This is a genomic window from Hellea balneolensis DSM 19091 (assembly GCF_000428525.1).
Taxonomy (GTDB): domain Bacteria; phylum Pseudomonadota; class Alphaproteobacteria; order Caulobacterales; family Maricaulaceae; genus Hellea; species Hellea balneolensis.
The window spans coordinates 108,619-122,647 of the sequence record NZ_AUAC01000002.1; the positions used below are offsets into that span (position 1 = coordinate 108,619).

Consider the following 14,029-nt stretch of genomic DNA (forward strand, 5'->3'; position numbering starts at 1 on the left):
GATACCTATGATTGATATTTCACATCCAATGATGTTTCCGTTCTTTATTCAGATCGGGCTGACCTTTGCAGTTTTACTTCGTCTCGCTTATTGTCGTGTGTCGGCTTTCACTGCTAAAGACGGGATGGCAGAAATTCGCAAGAACGGGTTTCCAAAACGCGCCGTAAATGCGTCTGATAACCTCAAAAACCAGTTCGAAATACCTGTCCTGTTTTACGTTCTTTGCATATTTTGTTTTATAAGTGGAATTAGCTCGATTGTTATAACTGTTTTGGCTTGGACCTATGTGGTTCTACGTATATTCCATGCCATCATTCATTGTGGACCGAATATTATTTTCCCATGGCGCTTTGGAAGTTTTGTACTTAGCTGTAACGTATTGCTCATCATGTTTGTGATAACTTTTATGAAGGTCATTTAAGATGCGTCTTGGCGGACGCATACAGGCTGCGGCGGAAGTTCTCGAGGATATATTAGAGCGTAAAACACCTGCGACGATGGCCTTGCGGGATTGGGGTAAAGCGCATCGTTTCGCGGGGTCCAAAGATCGTTCAGCCATAGGTAATTATGTCCACGACGCGCTACGATGTAAAAGCTCGCTAGCCTTTCGTATGGATAGTGAAACGCCGCGCGCATTGGCGCTAGCCTCTGCTGTGTTTATGGGCGGAAAGACTCCAGAGGAGCTTATCGAGGCTTTTGACGGAGACACACATGCCCCGTCAAAACTCAGTGATGATGAGCTTGCCAAATTAGGCGGCGCTATAAATCTTGACGGCGCGTCCGATTGGGTAAAGGCGGATGTCCCGGAATGGATATGGCCTGCTTTCGAAAACAACTTTGGCGAGGAGGCCATTGCAGAGGGCCAAGCTTTAACCATGCGGCCACCATTAGACCTGAGGGTCAACTCTATTAAATCACATCCTGCGAGAGAGTTGGGTAAGCTAGAAGACCACAGCGCTAGACCTTGTGAAATTTCACCTGTGGGTTTGCGTATCAATGCTCTAGAGGGTGATGGGCGATTGCCAAATATTCAAATTGAAGAAGGTTACCAAACAGGTGCTGTTGAAATTCAGGATGAAGGCTCGCAAATTGTCAGCTTGCTTTGTGACGCGCGGCCCGGTGAAAAGGTTCTCGACTATTGTGCAGGCGGAGGCGGTAAGTCTCTGGCTTTGGCCGCTGAGATGCAAAATCAAGGCAATGTTTACGGCTTTGATATTGATAAACGCCGCCTTGCGCCGCTCTATCAACGGGCGCAACGGGCAGGGGCGGATGTTATCGAAGTGCGGCAGCCGCCTTCCGAAGGATTGAAAGATCTAGTAGGTAAGATGGACCGTGTTTTGATAGATGCACCTTGTACAGGCGTCGGCACATGGCGCCGTAAACCTGATGCAAAATGGCGGTTGAATGAGGATGCACTTGAGCGCCGTAACAATGAGCAGCGTTCTGTGTTAAACAGCGCAAAGGGTTTTGTGAAGCCTGGCGGGCTGATGTTCTACGTGACGTGCTCAATGCTAGCCGAAGAAAATGAAGCGCAAGTTTATGCTTTTCTTGAAGATAATGAAAATTTCACGCTGTTATCGGCAGGGGAAGTTTGGGAAGAAAAGTTTGGCGCAGCTGTGCCTAAGCCATGGTCGGCAGATGGTTGCACTTTAACATTAACCCCAGCTTCAACAAATACAGACGGCTTTTTCTTTGCCGTTATGGAGAGAAACGCATGACGGATACTCAGCACGAACAGCTGTTGATCATAGATTTTGGGTCTCAAGTCACCAAGCTTATCGCAAGGCGCGTGCGAGAAAGCGGTGTCTATTCAGAAGTGCATCCGTTTAACCGCGTTGATAAGGCTATGCTTGAGGCTTTTAATCCGAAAGCCATCATACTGTCAGGTGGTCCGAATAGTGTCACAGGGGTGGGAACACCCCGCGCCGATAATCATGTTTGGGAGATGGGCGTACCCGTTCTGGGTATCTGCTACGGACAGCAGACAATGTGTGAACAGCTAGGCGGGTCAGTCGAGAGTTCTGATGATAAAGAATTTGGACGAGCAGACCTTGAAATTGTAGCGGATAATGAGTTGTTTGAAGGTCTTGATAAAACAGAACGCGTTTGGATGTCGCACGGCGACCGCGTTAACGCAATGCCGCAAGGTTTTGAAATTATTGGTAAATCTAATCATGCACCATTCGCAGCAATAGCTAATTCCGAGTGTAAATTTTACGGTGTTCAGTTCCATCCCGAAGTTGTTCACACCATTAACGGCGCAAAAATTCTGCGAAACTTCACACATGAGATCGCAGACTTTAAAGGCGACTGGACCATGGCCGCCTTTAAGGGCGAAATGATCGCCGCCATTAAAGACCAAGTGGGTGAAGGCAAAGTCATTTGCGGACTATCCGGCGGCGTGGACAGTTCTGTTGCTGCGGTTCTTATCCATGAGGCCATTGGTGACCAACTAACTTGCGTCTATGTCGATACAGGCATGATGCGTAAGGGCGAGAGTGATCAAGTCGTCTCTCTGTTCAAGGAACATTATGACATGAACCTTATTCATGTTGACGCGGGTGATGAATTTTTAGGATTGCTTGAAGGCGTGTCCGACCCTGAACGCAAGCGTAAAATCATTGGCGGCACCTTTATTGATATTTTTGAGCGCGAAGCCAGAAAGGTTGGCGGCGCTAAATTTCTCGCTCAAGGCACCTTATATCCCGATGTGATTGAATCTGTCAGCTTTGATGGCGGGCCGTCAGTCACAATTAAATCGCACCATAATGTTGGCGGACTTCCTGACCGTATGGATATGGAATTGGTTGAGCCTTTGCGTGAGCTTTTTAAAGACGAAGTCAGAGCTTTAGGGCAAGAACTGGGTCTGCACAAAGACTTCGTTGAAAGGCATCCATTCCCGGGGCCGGGACTCGCTATTAGATGCCCTGGAGTCATCACAAAAGACCGCCTGGATATTCTACGCGAAGCTGATGCGATATATCTTGACCAAATCAAAAAACACAACCTTTACAATGATATATGGCAAGCTTTTGCTGTTATTTTGCCCGTTCAAACCGTCGGGGTCATGGGGGATGAACGCACCTATGAGAATGTTCTGGCGCTTCGTGCTGTGACATCAACTGATGGTATGACGGCTGATTATTATCCTTATAGCCACGAGTTTTTAGGCGAAACGGCTACGCGTATCATTAACGAGGTTCGCGGCGTAAACCGTGTGGTCTATGACGTAACGTCCAAACCGCCTGGAACTATTGAATGGGAATAAAGTCTCAATGAAACTTATATGCCACCCTATCTCGCCCTATGCCCGCAAAGCTATGATATTAGCACGGCTGCATGGCATTGAAGTTGAAGAGATACAGCCTGAAAAAGATGGCGCGAATGGTTATGTGGCGGGTGATAACCCTTTAGGGAAAATCCCAGCTTTAGAGTGGCAGCCAGAGCAATATTTTTTTGATAGTCCCGTTATTTGTCAATATCTGGATAGCCTCAGTCGCGCGCCAATATTGCCTACCGAGGGTCACACGCGTTTTTTGAATATGTGGCAACACGCGCTCGGAGATGGTCTCGCAGATGCGGTTTATAATTTCCGTTATGAAACGGTTCGCCCGCCAGATTTGCATTGGGATGAAATGATTAAGCGTCATGAAACCGCTATTACACGCAGCGTTGAAACGCTTGAAAATATCTGCGAGTGGCTGGGCGGACCTTGGACCTATGGAAATCTGGCTATTGTCACAGCGCTTGACTACGCGAGTTACCGCGCGGGTCATTTGAATTGGCAAGAGTGGGCTCCAAAACTAGCGAAATGGCATTCCAGTTTTAAAGACGATACACATTACAAAGCAACTTACGGATATCCGGGTGAGGGCTCATGAAGCTTATAAACCGTGTATTGAAGGGCTTTGCCCTATTATTGCTCTTGGGTGCTATTGCGTTCTATCTCTGGCCTGAGAAAAAATACGAACCGTATCAAGTCTCCGAAGCCTACCAAGCGCAAGTAGATGCTTTCTATTTACCCGACATGCCGCCAGATTGGAGTTGGAAAACATTTGAAGCCGGTGATGGGACAAAACTTCGCTGGGGCGAAACGGGAAATAGCGCTGCTGCTAAAGCCACAATTGTTCTCATTCCCGGCTACACAGCTACTATGAGCATGTATCCAGAGCATATCGATATACTGGCGCGCAGAGGGTATCATGTTGTTGGAATTGATATGCGCGGGCAGGGCGGCTCAGAACGTCATCGCCCGTCACAACCTGAAAAATTATGGGTAGATGATTTTAAGGTTTACTCTGATGATTTAGCGGCTTTTGTTAAAACCTTACCTCGTAAAGCAGACCAGCCCATTATCCTCATAGCGATATCTTTTGGGGGACATGTCGGTGTACGCATGGCTGGCGATTACCCTGAAGTTGCAGATGGTTTGTTATTATTGGCCCCCGCAATTGAACCGAAAGCCGGTGATATGCCCTTTGATCAAGCGAAGAGCCTTATGAATTGGGCCCGCCGACTGGGAAAATCAAAACATTACTTGCAGGGCAATGAAAACTGGAAACCCTTTCGCGAAGACTTATCAGAGGCCAATATTGACTTATGTTCTTCAAACCCCAAACGGCTGCCTAATCGCGACGTTGTTTTCACACGAAACCCTGCTGAACGGGTCGGCGGCGTCACGGCGCAATGGGGTGCGGAATTTTTTGAAAGCAGTGAATATATTCGTGAGGAAGGATATCTCGAAAAAATTGACATACCTGTCACAATGATCTCCGCCGAAGTGGATCATTTCGTCGTGACAGAGGTTAATCAACAGGCTTGCGATGCGCGCTTTCCGAATTGCCAACGCTTGGATCTAAAAGGGGCTGGACATTGTCTCTTGCAGGAGACTGATGACCATTTAGGCCAAATGTTTGACGGATTGGATAAGCTGTTAGAACGTGTAACGTCTATTTCAAACTAGATTCGAAAAAGGCGGGCATTGAATCGCCAAAACCTTCAACATTATTCTCTTTCAAACCGTTACGGTCGCGCCCTCTGCCTTTGCCGGACTTTTTATTATCCGAAGGCTTAGTGTCAGATCTCTTGGGCTTCGACTCAGCTGCCTTTTCGCGGCGAGGTTTGGACTGTTTTGACTCAGGCTTGTTATCCTGTTTGTCACTGTCATTTGCTTTGCGTTTTGGAGCCGCGCGGCGCGAGGAAGCCTTTTTGGGAGCCTCTTCGGCAGCGGACTTATCTTCTGCGCTCCTTTCGCGGCGAGGGCGGTTTGAACGCGCCTCGGAATTATCGCGGCGGCCTCCACGATTCCTGTCACGGCCGCGCTTGTTCTTGTCATCCCGTCCGCCGCGGCGTTTATTCCCGCCCTTCGGGAAATCCTCGATACCGGGTATCTCAACTTCCTCAATCGCGTCCACATTTATGAGGTCGAGGATTTCTTCATAATTCTTTTCATCCAACCGGGCGACCAACATGATTGTGTCGCCTTTACGTCCTGCACGGCCTGTGCGGCCAATCCTATGCACATAGTCTTCGGAATGATTAGGTACATCATAGTTGAAAACATGGCTGACAGAGGGAACATCAAGCCCGCGCGCTGCGACATCACTAGCGACAAGTATCTTAATTTCACCGCTCTTGAATTTATCCAAAGTTTCTGTGCGTAGGGATTGTGCCAAATCGCCATGGATTGGCGCAGATGATATGCCGTGAACTGTCAGCGATTTCGCAACAATATCGACGTCTTTCTTGCGGTTACAAAAGACGATACCGTTATCGACATCATTATTGTCTATCAGCCAACGCAAAGCCGTTCGTTTTTGCTTTGAATCAGAGGATGGCATGCGTACGATTTTTTGTGTCACCGTTTTGGCGGTCATATTTGTTCGCGCAATTTGTATGGACACAGGCTGGTGTAAAAACTGATCAACAAGGCGCTTAATTTCATTGGGCATAGTTGCAGAAAAGAAAAGAACCTGACGTGTAAAGGGCGTGAGCTCAAAAATTCGTTCGATATCCGGAATGAAACCCATATCCAGCATACGGTCGGCCTCATCAACAACAAGGGTCTGTACGCCTGTCATCAAGATTTTACCGCGCTCAAATTGATCCAAAAGGCGGCCGGGAGTTGCGATAAGAATATCAACGCCGCGCATCAATTTTTTATCTTGCTCAGCAAAGCTAACGCCGCCAATCAAAAGCGCCATTTCAAGCTTTAGATATTTCCCGTATTGCTCGACATTTTCGGCCACTTGTGCGGCGAGTTCGCGTGTCGGACAGACGATAAGACAGCGCGGCATGCGCGCACGAGCTCGGCCTGATGCCAGCTTGTGCATTGTCGGAAGTGTGAAGGCCCCTGTCTTACCTGTACCTGTTTGAGCGATCCCCAGAACATCACGCTGCTGCAAGGCTGCGGGTATAGCTTTGGCCTGAATGGGAGTCGGCTTTTCATACCCCATATCATCAAGCGCTTTGAGAATTTTGGGGTCAAGGCCGAGTTCGTTGAATTTTACATCAACGGGGGCATCTGCGGCAATCTCTTCGGTCTGAATATCGGAACTCAAATGAGGACAACTTTTTGGTTAAGGTCGCGGGACATACCGCCTGTTTAAGCGGCGCAACATAGTCATAGGCAAACAAAGGTCAAGGATTCAGATGCAGGTGCTCTATCGTAACTATTTCGAAAGATTATCTGCTATGTTCTTCTTATGATTCGTGGAGTGTTTTTAATAATGGGGCTCTTGGGCCTAACGGCTTGTGTACCCACCCAAGGAGTGGGTTACCCAAACTATCCCGCCTATGTGCCTACGCCGGGTCAGGGACAATATGTAAGGCCTGAATATTTAAACCCAACACCTACACCTATGATACCAGCCGTTGATGCCTGTCAGTCTCAGCTATACCGCGGACTTGTCGGACGTCATGAAGGCGCAATATATATTGCAGGTCTACCTGGCCGAAAACGGATATTAAAACCTGCATTTTTAGAAGATTTTGACCGTGAACGTATGGATGGGATAGATCCCGAGCCACCCTTTCTGGAGGTAAAAGATTTTTTGCCTGGACAGGTATTATATGCACCATCAATTCGCACAGTCTCCGACCGCATTCAATTAGGTCCAGTTATTGAAAACAGATTGACAATAGAATTAGACAGAGAAGGCTATATTCAAGAAGTTGTCTGTGGCTAAGCCGTGGACGCGTAACTGTGAGACTCAAAAATTTCATGTTTTGGGTTGGCGAGTATTCTTAAAATCATGAGTTCCGTTTCATAAGTTTCGGCATATTTACAAGCAGGACGAAGTTTATTTCTGAATCTCTTTGACATAATTGGTCCATAGGTGGCGACAATTTGTTCCGGCGTTAGCTTTAACGAGAGCAACAAAGTACATATTGAAAAGGCAAGGTTCCGATGCAGAATACGTTTGGCGACAAACGGAGTAATGTTTGTTTCTAATAGCTCTAAGGGTTGAGCTTTTAACAATGTAGCCATTTCAAACCCTTGGCGCATATAACACGCCGCAGCAAAAATCATAACTTTGGCACGAAGAGGTGATACGGGCACTTCAAGCGGGAAATTCATGAGTTTAATTTCTGCAAGTTTTGATATTGTGGATAGTGCAAAATATCCAGGTTTGCTGCACTCAGGTGGGTCAAAATAAATGACAGGCCTCCCATAACCGTCCACATAATAAGGAGCTTCATTGTTCATGTTCCAGTTTTTAGCTGAAAGAACTTGCCCTGTTTTGTTAAGCTTATCGGCGGAAGCTGCAAGTTGAACAGGCCAATTTCTCATCCCGCATAGATTTTTTATGTTTTTAAATTGCGATTGTGCCCACTCATCTACACCTAATTCGCTATCATCAAGCCAAGAGAGTTTATCGAGCTGTTCGGGTTTATTTAGCGGAGAGGGAACTTTGGGCTTACGAGGCGGTCCATATTTTCTGATAAGCCAAGCCAAAACGCCTAATTGGAGCATTGCGTCGTCATCAGATATAAAACTACTTCCTAACATAAAGTCATTCCGTGAATTACGCCTTACTTGTCGTGATTACAGTCAGTTTTAATCGATGCCCTCGGCAATTTTAGCGGCCTCGAAACGCTCCAATGCTTCAAGCCACTCAAGCTCTAGGTTTTCAATCAATTTTACTAACTCTACACGTTCTTTTCCAAGTTTTACCGCTTTATCGGGATTTAAAGTAAAGATGTCGCTAACAGACAGCTCTTTATCTATGACAGGAATGCGAATTTTAGCTTTTTCTATTCTTTCTTCTAAATTCTCATAGGCTTTCTTGAGTGGAGAAATTCGTTTGCGGGCCTCGGCGGCATATTTACGCGATTGTTTCCGGGCGTCACCTTCGCCAGAATTCGCTTTCTTATTTGAACGGTCTTTTTCTAGTTGAAGTGTTCTATAATCTTCTAAAGACCCATCATATGTACTTACAGTCCCTCTATCAACGAGCCAGAGCCTGTCTACAACGGCCTCCAATAAATTTCTGTCATGTGATATAATCAAGACAGCGCCCTCATAAGCATTGAGAGACTTTATCAGTTCGGCCCGGCTATCAATGTCGAGGTGATTAGCGGGTTCATCCAAAACAAGAAGGTGAGGTTTATGAAAGCCAATCAATGAAAATAATAGACGTGCTTTTTCACCTCCTGATAAATCACCTGCAGCGGTCTCGGCGTTTTTTACGCCCAGGCCAAATTGTGCCAACCTTGACCGTCTCTGCGCTTCTGTGGCCTCAGGCATGAGTTCTAAAATGTGATCATAAGCAGAGGCGAGGGGATTTAGACTATCGATCTGGTGTTGAGCAAAATATCCAATACGCAATTTCTTATGACGTTTTATAAAACCCTCTTGAGGAAGAAGGTCTCCCATAACACCCTTTGCAAAGGTAGATTTGCCTTCTCCATTCTTGCCTAATATCCCAATTCTGTCATCGGGGTCTATTCTCTGATTGAGGCCGCGCAAAATGACTATATCCTCTGCATAGCCTAGCTTAACCTCATCAAACCGAATAATTGGCGGGCTCAGTTGCCTCTCAGGACCCGGAAGGTCTATAGGCGCTATAGGGTCGCTAATAATCGTGGCGACAGGCTGCATTTTTTCGAGTCTTTTGACACGGGACTGTGCCTGTTTAGCTTTACTGGCTTTGGCACGGTTACGAATGACGAATGCTTCTAGCCGCCGTCTTTCATCCTCTTGTTTGCCTAAAAGCGCCATATTCAATCGATTTTGTTCGGCCAAGGCCGCTTCAAAACGATCATATCCACCTGTGTAACTAAACAGCTTTCCGTCTCTGAGATGGGCAATATGTGTAACGGCTTTGTTTAAAAAATCCCTGTCATGAGACACAATCAATGCGGTCCCGGAATAGGTGCGAATATGAGCCTCAAGCCACACCGCGCCCTCAATATCCAGATAGTTTGTAGGTTCGTCCAATAACAGCATATCCGGCTTTGCAAACAACATGGCGGCAAGCGCAACTCGCATCCGCCAACCACCGGAGAAATCAGAGCAGGGGCGCTGTTGGTCTTCCCCGGAAAACCCAAGGCCTGATAATATAGCTCCGGCTCTCGCTTCGGCGCTGTAGGCTTCAATATCTGCGAGGCGTGTATGTATCGCCGCTATGCGCAAAGGCTCTTTTGCGGTTTCGGCTTCTCTCAACAGAGAGGCGCGTTCTTTATCTGCAGCCAAAACAGTGGCCATAAGGCTTTGGGGACCGCTGGGCACTTCTTGATCTACCGCGCCTAAGCGCATGTTTTTGCGTAAGTTTATTTCGCCGTCATCGGGAGATATTTCACCTTTTATCAAGCGAAAGAGTGTTGATTTACCTGTACCATTGCGCCCGACAAGACCAACTTTGTGGCCTTGTGATATGGCGAGCGTCGCCTTGGTAAAAAGCGGACGACCCTCAATGCGATATGTTAAATCATTGATATGAAGCACGGATGCTGACTAACAGTCCTTTACATATAGTCAATCCGCCGTTATCGGGTGCGCAAAATTAGATTTAAGCCAACAAATAGGAGCTTTCCATGGCTGTTCAACGTACATTCTCTATTATCAAACCTGACGCAACGGCACGTAACATCACGGGCAAAGTCAATGCCAAGATCGAAGAAGCGGGTCTGCGTATTGTTGCGCAAAAGCGGGTTCAGCTTTCAGAAGAGCAAGCTGGCGGTTTTTATGCGGTTCACAAAGAACGTCCTTTTTACGGCGACCTCGTCAAATTTATGATGTCAGGACCTGTGGTAGTTCAAGTCTTAGAGGGCGAGAACGCGATTGCTGAATACCGTAAAGTTATGGGCGCAACAAACCCGGCAGAAGCTGATGCAGGGACAATTCGCGCTGAATTTGCGCAGAGTATTGACGCCAATACGGTTCACGGGTCAGACGCCCCTGAAACAGCCGCCGAAGAAATTAAGTTTTTCTTCTCGGATGACGAAATTGTAGGGTAAGCTTTTGACTCTAAAGCAAAAGAAAAGGCTGGGTTTTTGACCCAGCCTTTTTCAATGCGTGAATAACCCGTATTTTTATGAAGAGATACGGATGATCTCTTTGATGATCGTATTACCAATACGGTCAAAAGCTTCGTCAAGCGCTGTGGTGTTATCGGCTGTAATGAAGTTTCTGTCACTACTTGCGCAATATTGGAGCATACTCTTAGCAAGGTTCGTGCTTTCTACAGAGTCAGAGTAGTTATACTGGCCATTGCTTGGGTAAGGCGAGTAAGCTCCAGGGCGGTTGGCCCACTCATTCGTCTCAAACTGCCCTGGGACAAGGGCGAAACCAATTGTGAAGACTTCTACGCCGGCTGCATGTAAAGTATCACATTGGGCTCTACTCGCAATATTGGCAGGAACATCAAATTCACCTTCTGTCCACTCCGAACCCGGCGATTCTTCACCATAACTATATTCATATCCGCTGTAGCGCGTTTCATATTCAGCGGGTGTACAGACCTCGCGTTGCGATGGAGTCGGATTTGAATAGACTCTATAAGGTCCATAACGTCTGTGACGCCTATTATAGGGTGTAATCTGTTCGTCATCCCATTCTCCGAACCAATAAACACCATACCAGTCATAATCATACATGCGTTGATAACGATTTTCATATTCGCATTGCTCAGGCACTGTTTCGACTTGATTCGTTGTATAGTCACTCAAGCCTTCAGTCGTTTCGCGGCCGGTGACATAACGTCTCCACGTTTCAGTATTTTCACGATCCACCCATTCCAAATTTCCCGCATTTTTACCATCCGTCATTAAGATAACAAACTTAAGTGGCGTTTTGCCCGGGTTTTCTAAAGCATGAACTGCGGGCTCATTAACGTTAAGCCAAGTATTGGCAACGATAAGAGGTGGTGTCGAATTTGTTGACCCCACTGGTGTCATAGCGTCAAGCTGGCTATCTGAGATGACGCCCCAATCCATTTGTTTTGTTCGTGAGGAAATGATTTCACCATCAAATGCCATCATACCTGTACGAAGAACTCTTGGTCCATTCTCGACAGTTTGCGGCCCAACACTCTCATCAAGTAGGGCCATGAAATTCTTTGCCCCTCTCTTTAAACCGTCCATGCGGCGTTCCGCTTCTGGCGGGGCATTGCCATCAGAATCGATAGGTAGGTCGTCAAATGCCATTGACCCAGAGTTATCAAGGACCAAGACAACACTGGCAGGATCCTGAATATCTTTTTCAAAATATTTTACAACGCTTTCAGCTCTAAACTTCAACTCATTAAAGCCTAAAATCTGCATAAGAGTTGGGTTTGTATACCCTTCAACGACAGCTTTAGCCTCACGCTTTACATTGTCATATACGATATTGACGCTGACGCCCTCAGCACCATCGATAACCCAATTACGATAATCATAACCAAGCTCGTCTGCCGTATATTCCCCTATGAGACCGTCTTCTCGGCTCTTGGGTAGTTCTTCGAAATTCTTTACATAAATCGCTGCTGCCAATGCCGTTGTATCGGCAATTGTTTGCGAGCGTGCATCGGCACTCGTTAGCATAGCAAAGTCGAGTGCAGCGCCCATTGCCCCAATAATTGCTGTAAGGCTCAGCGCCCATGAAAGGGCGGCTACGCCGCTTTCATCGCGCCTGAACCTTTTCAATATGTTGTTTGCTTTGTTTATAAAAGCCATGATCCTGTTCCCATTTCCCACAATGTACCCAAAACGATTTTGGGGTGTAACTGCCTGTGATTTAATGGGTAGGCCCTTAAATGGGCTTAGGATTTGTCGTTAACAAATGTCTAACGGCGTATATCTGATACTATAGTTAATAAGCTCTGTATTTTTGCTTTGGCTAGCTTTGAATGCGTTTAGCTACTTTTTTCAAAGCTTTGGGGTATACTGACTGCTCCAAGGGCAATAGCCTGTAGGCCAAGCTCTCAGCTGTATCATCATCATAAATATTGATCTCATGTTGAAGAATGGTCTCTCCGCCATCAAGTTCAGCTGTTACATAATGTACAGTGCAGCCATGCATATCATCGCCAGCATTGAGAGCGCGTTGATGCGTATTAAGCCCTTTATATTTAGGCAATAAAGAGGGGTGAATGTTCAATAAGCGGTTTTCCCATCGATTAACAAACCAAGGTGTTAAAACACGCATAAAACCAGCACAGCAAACAAGCTCGATTTGAGCGTCTTTCAAAGTTGCATGCAAAGCGGCTTCGAACTTTTTGCGAGAGGGGAATGCTTGATGGTCAATTGCTAGCGCCTCTACGCCCAGACTTTTAGCTTTCTCAAGCCCTGCAGCGTCTGGTATATTAGAGATCACCAACGTAATTTCAGCAGGGAAATCTTTATCTTGGGCGGCCTTTGTTAAAGCGACCATATTTGAGCCGCGACCTGATATTAAAACAGCTGTTCTTATTTTACGCATTTTTGAGTTGGCCAATGACCCATGACGGCTCTCCTGCCGCTTCGAGACGCTCAAGAACGGCTGTCATGTTTTCTGGTTTTATTGCCAGAACCATGCCTATTCCGCAATTAAAGGCTCGTTGCATTTCTGGTTCGGCAACATTTCCAGTCTCTTGTAACCAGCTAAAAACTGACGGGCGTGGGAATGATGACATATCAATATCATACCTGAGTGACTTTGGTAGCATGCGCGGCGTGTTCTCTGTAATACCGCCTCCTGTAATATGCGCCAGTCCAGTAATCAGGCCATCTTTAATCAGGGGTAGAACAGATTTAACATAAAGTTTGGTCGGTGTGATGAGCGCTTGGCCTAATGTTTGATTTTCTGAAAATGGTGAGGGATCATTCCAGCTTAAGCCGGAAAGATCTACAATTTTCCGAATCAATGAGTAGCCGTTTGAATGCGGTCCACTTGAAGATATACCTATCAACACATCCCCGGCTTCCATGTCGTTGTGACGCGGTAACATGTCATCGCGTTCAGCCGCACCAACGACAAATCCTGCAAGATCGAAATCATCCCCTTCATACATGCCCGGCATTTCGGCCGTTTCGCCGCCAATCAGCGCTGCGCCAGAGTCTTTGCATCCTTGCGCAATACCGGAGATAACAGCCGTAGCTTTTTCTGTATCCAGACGTCCAGTGGCAAAATAATCAAGAAAAAACAGAGGCTCAGCACCATTTGCTAAAATATCATTGACGCACATGGCCACCAAATCAATGCCGACTGTGTCCAAAATACCTGTATCAATCGCGATACGCAGCTTTGTGCCAACACCGTCAGTTCCTGAAATCAGAACAGGGTCTCTAAATCCCGCGGCTTTTAGATCAAAAGCGCCCCCAAACCCTCCAATTGATCCATCTGCTCCCGCACGGCGTGTCGCTTTTACGAGTGGTTTTATGCGGTCAACGAGGCGGTCTCCGGCGTCAATATCAACACCTGCATCCGCGTAAGTCAGGCCTTTATTTGGCATATTCAATCATCCATATTTTTACTGCTTAGAACCGTAAATCGGTCACATTTTCAAGCAATAAGCTTTATCTAAACTGTTATTGAGCGCTTATAGGACTTTGCAAAGGGGATAAA

At 46.6% G+C, this 14,029-nt stretch carries 13 protein-coding genes; 7 read left to right on the forward strand and 6 right to left on the reverse strand.

Features of this window, described 5'->3' with window-relative positions; translation table 11 throughout:
* Positions 1 to 7: 7 nt before the first annotated feature.
* From F569_RS15835 to F569_RS0100645, 5 genes are read left to right on the forward strand one after another with little or no spacing between them, the layout of a single operon-like run.
* The gene (locus tag F569_RS15835) at positions 8 to 421 is read left to right on the forward strand and encodes an MAPEG family protein (protein ID WP_051279035.1); all 414 of its coding nucleotides are present in this window, start codon (positions 8 to 10) and stop codon (positions 419 to 421) included.
* Between the two features lies 1 nt (position 422).
* Positions 423 to 1,718, forward strand: coding sequence for an RsmB/NOP family class I SAM-dependent RNA methyltransferase (locus F569_RS0100630; RefSeq protein WP_026940588.1), 1,296 nt, complete (start codon positions 423 to 425; stop codon positions 1,716 to 1,718).
* Positions 1,715 to 3,268: a glutamine-hydrolyzing GMP synthase gene (gene guaA / locus F569_RS0100635; RefSeq protein ID WP_026940589.1), complete on the forward strand. Its 1,554-nt coding sequence runs from the start codon at positions 1,715 to 1,717 to the stop codon at positions 3,266 to 3,268. Before F569_RS0100630 ends, guaA begins: the two co-directional genes overlap by 4 nt.
* Before the next feature lie 7 nt (positions 3,269 to 3,275).
* Positions 3,276 to 3,881 carry a glutathione S-transferase N-terminal domain-containing protein gene (locus F569_RS18610; protein ID WP_051279037.1) on the forward strand — a complete coding sequence of 202 codons (606 nt, stop codon included), beginning with the start codon at positions 3,276 to 3,278 and terminating at the stop codon, positions 3,879 to 3,881.
* Positions 3,878 to 4,963 carry an alpha/beta fold hydrolase gene (locus tag F569_RS0100645; RefSeq protein ID WP_026940590.1) on the forward strand — a complete coding sequence of 362 codons (1,086 nt, stop codon included), beginning with the start codon at positions 3,878 to 3,880 and terminating at the stop codon, positions 4,961 to 4,963. Before F569_RS18610 ends, F569_RS0100645 begins: the two co-directional genes overlap by 4 nt.
* On the opposite strand, the gene F569_RS0100650 is transcribed toward F569_RS0100645, so the two are convergent.
* Complete coding sequence (locus F569_RS0100650; protein ID WP_233353551.1) at positions 4,950 to 6,560, reverse strand: DEAD/DEAH box helicase; 1,611 nt, start codon at positions 6,558 to 6,560, stop codon at positions 4,950 to 4,952. The genes F569_RS0100645 and F569_RS0100650 overlap by 14 nt on opposite strands.
* A 156-nt stretch (positions 6,561 to 6,716) precedes the next feature.
* Here F569_RS0100650 and F569_RS0100655 point away from each other — a divergent pair, with 156 nt between their 5' ends.
* A complete protein-coding gene (locus tag F569_RS0100655) occupies positions 6,717 to 7,187 on the forward strand; it encodes a hypothetical protein (protein WP_162143707.1) in 471 nt (156 codons plus the stop codon).
* Here the strand turns inward: F569_RS0100655 and F569_RS0100660 are convergent.
* Positions 7,184 to 8,011, reverse strand: coding sequence for a hypothetical protein (locus tag F569_RS0100660; protein ID WP_026940593.1), 828 nt, complete (start codon positions 8,009 to 8,011; stop codon positions 7,184 to 7,186). The genes F569_RS0100655 and F569_RS0100660 overlap by 4 nt on opposite strands.
* Positions 8,012 to 8,059: 48 nt before the next feature.
* Complete coding sequence (locus tag F569_RS0100665) at positions 8,060 to 9,949, reverse strand: ABC-F family ATP-binding cassette domain-containing protein (RefSeq protein ID WP_026940594.1); 1,890 nt, start codon at positions 9,947 to 9,949, stop codon at positions 8,060 to 8,062.
* A gap of 89 nt (positions 9,950 to 10,038) precedes the next feature.
* Here F569_RS0100665 and ndk point away from each other — a divergent pair, with 89 nt between their 5' ends.
* Positions 10,039 to 10,461, forward strand: a complete 423-nt coding sequence (gene ndk, locus F569_RS0100670; protein ID WP_026940595.1) for a nucleoside-diphosphate kinase — start codon at positions 10,039 to 10,041, stop codon at positions 10,459 to 10,461.
* 75 nt (positions 10,462 to 10,536) lie between these two features.
* Here the strand turns inward: ndk and F569_RS0100675 are convergent, their stop codons facing one another.
* The 3 genes from F569_RS0100675 to purM form a co-directional block, all read right to left on the reverse strand.
* On the reverse strand, positions 10,537 to 12,159 hold the full coding sequence (locus F569_RS0100675) for a TadE/TadG family type IV pilus assembly protein (RefSeq protein ID WP_026940596.1): 1,623 nt from the start codon (positions 12,157 to 12,159) through the stop codon (positions 10,537 to 10,539).
* 163 nt (positions 12,160 to 12,322) lie between these two features.
* Positions 12,323 to 12,904, reverse strand: coding sequence for a phosphoribosylglycinamide formyltransferase (gene purN, locus F569_RS15845; RefSeq protein ID WP_034386988.1), 582 nt, complete (start codon positions 12,902 to 12,904; stop codon positions 12,323 to 12,325).
* Complete coding sequence (gene purM, locus F569_RS0100685) at positions 12,897 to 13,916, reverse strand: phosphoribosylformylglycinamidine cyclo-ligase (protein WP_034386991.1); 1,020 nt, start codon at positions 13,914 to 13,916, stop codon at positions 12,897 to 12,899. Before purM ends, purN begins: the two co-directional genes overlap by 8 nt.
* Positions 13,917 to 14,029 lie beyond the last annotated feature (113 nt).

Bases quoted from the DNA above. Each gene is read 5' to 3' on its own strand.
- ndk (WP_026940595.1), top strand. From the start codon at position 10,039: ATGGCTGTTCAACGTACATTCTCTATTATCAAACCTGACGCAACGGCA.
- F569_RS15835 (WP_051279035.1), top strand. From the start codon at position 8: ATGATTGATATTTCACATCCAATGATGTTTCCGTTCTTTATTCAGATC.
- F569_RS0100645 (WP_026940590.1), top strand. From the start codon at position 3,878: ATGAAGCTTATAAACCGTGTATTGAAGGGCTTTGCCCTATTATTGCTC.
- F569_RS0100660 (WP_026940593.1), bottom strand. From the start codon at position 8,011: ATGTTAGGAAGTAGTTTTATATCTGATGACGACGCAATGCTCCAATTA.
- purN (WP_034386988.1), bottom strand. From the start codon at position 12,904: ATGCGTAAAATAAGAACAGCTGTTTTAATATCAGGTCGCGGCTCAAAT.
- purM (WP_034386991.1), bottom strand. From the start codon at position 13,916: ATGCCAAATAAAGGCCTGACTTACGCGGATGCAGGTGTTGATATTGAC.
- F569_RS18610 (WP_051279037.1), top strand. From the start codon at position 3,276: ATGAAACTTATATGCCACCCTATCTCGCCCTATGCCCGCAAAGCTATG.
- F569_RS0100630 (WP_026940588.1), top strand. From the start codon at position 423: ATGCGTCTTGGCGGACGCATACAGGCTGCGGCGGAAGTTCTCGAGGAT.
- guaA (WP_026940589.1), top strand. From the start codon at position 1,715: ATGACGGATACTCAGCACGAACAGCTGTTGATCATAGATTTTGGGTCT.
- F569_RS0100675 (WP_026940596.1), bottom strand. From the start codon at position 12,159: ATGGCTTTTATAAACAAAGCAAACAACATATTGAAAAGGTTCAGGCGC.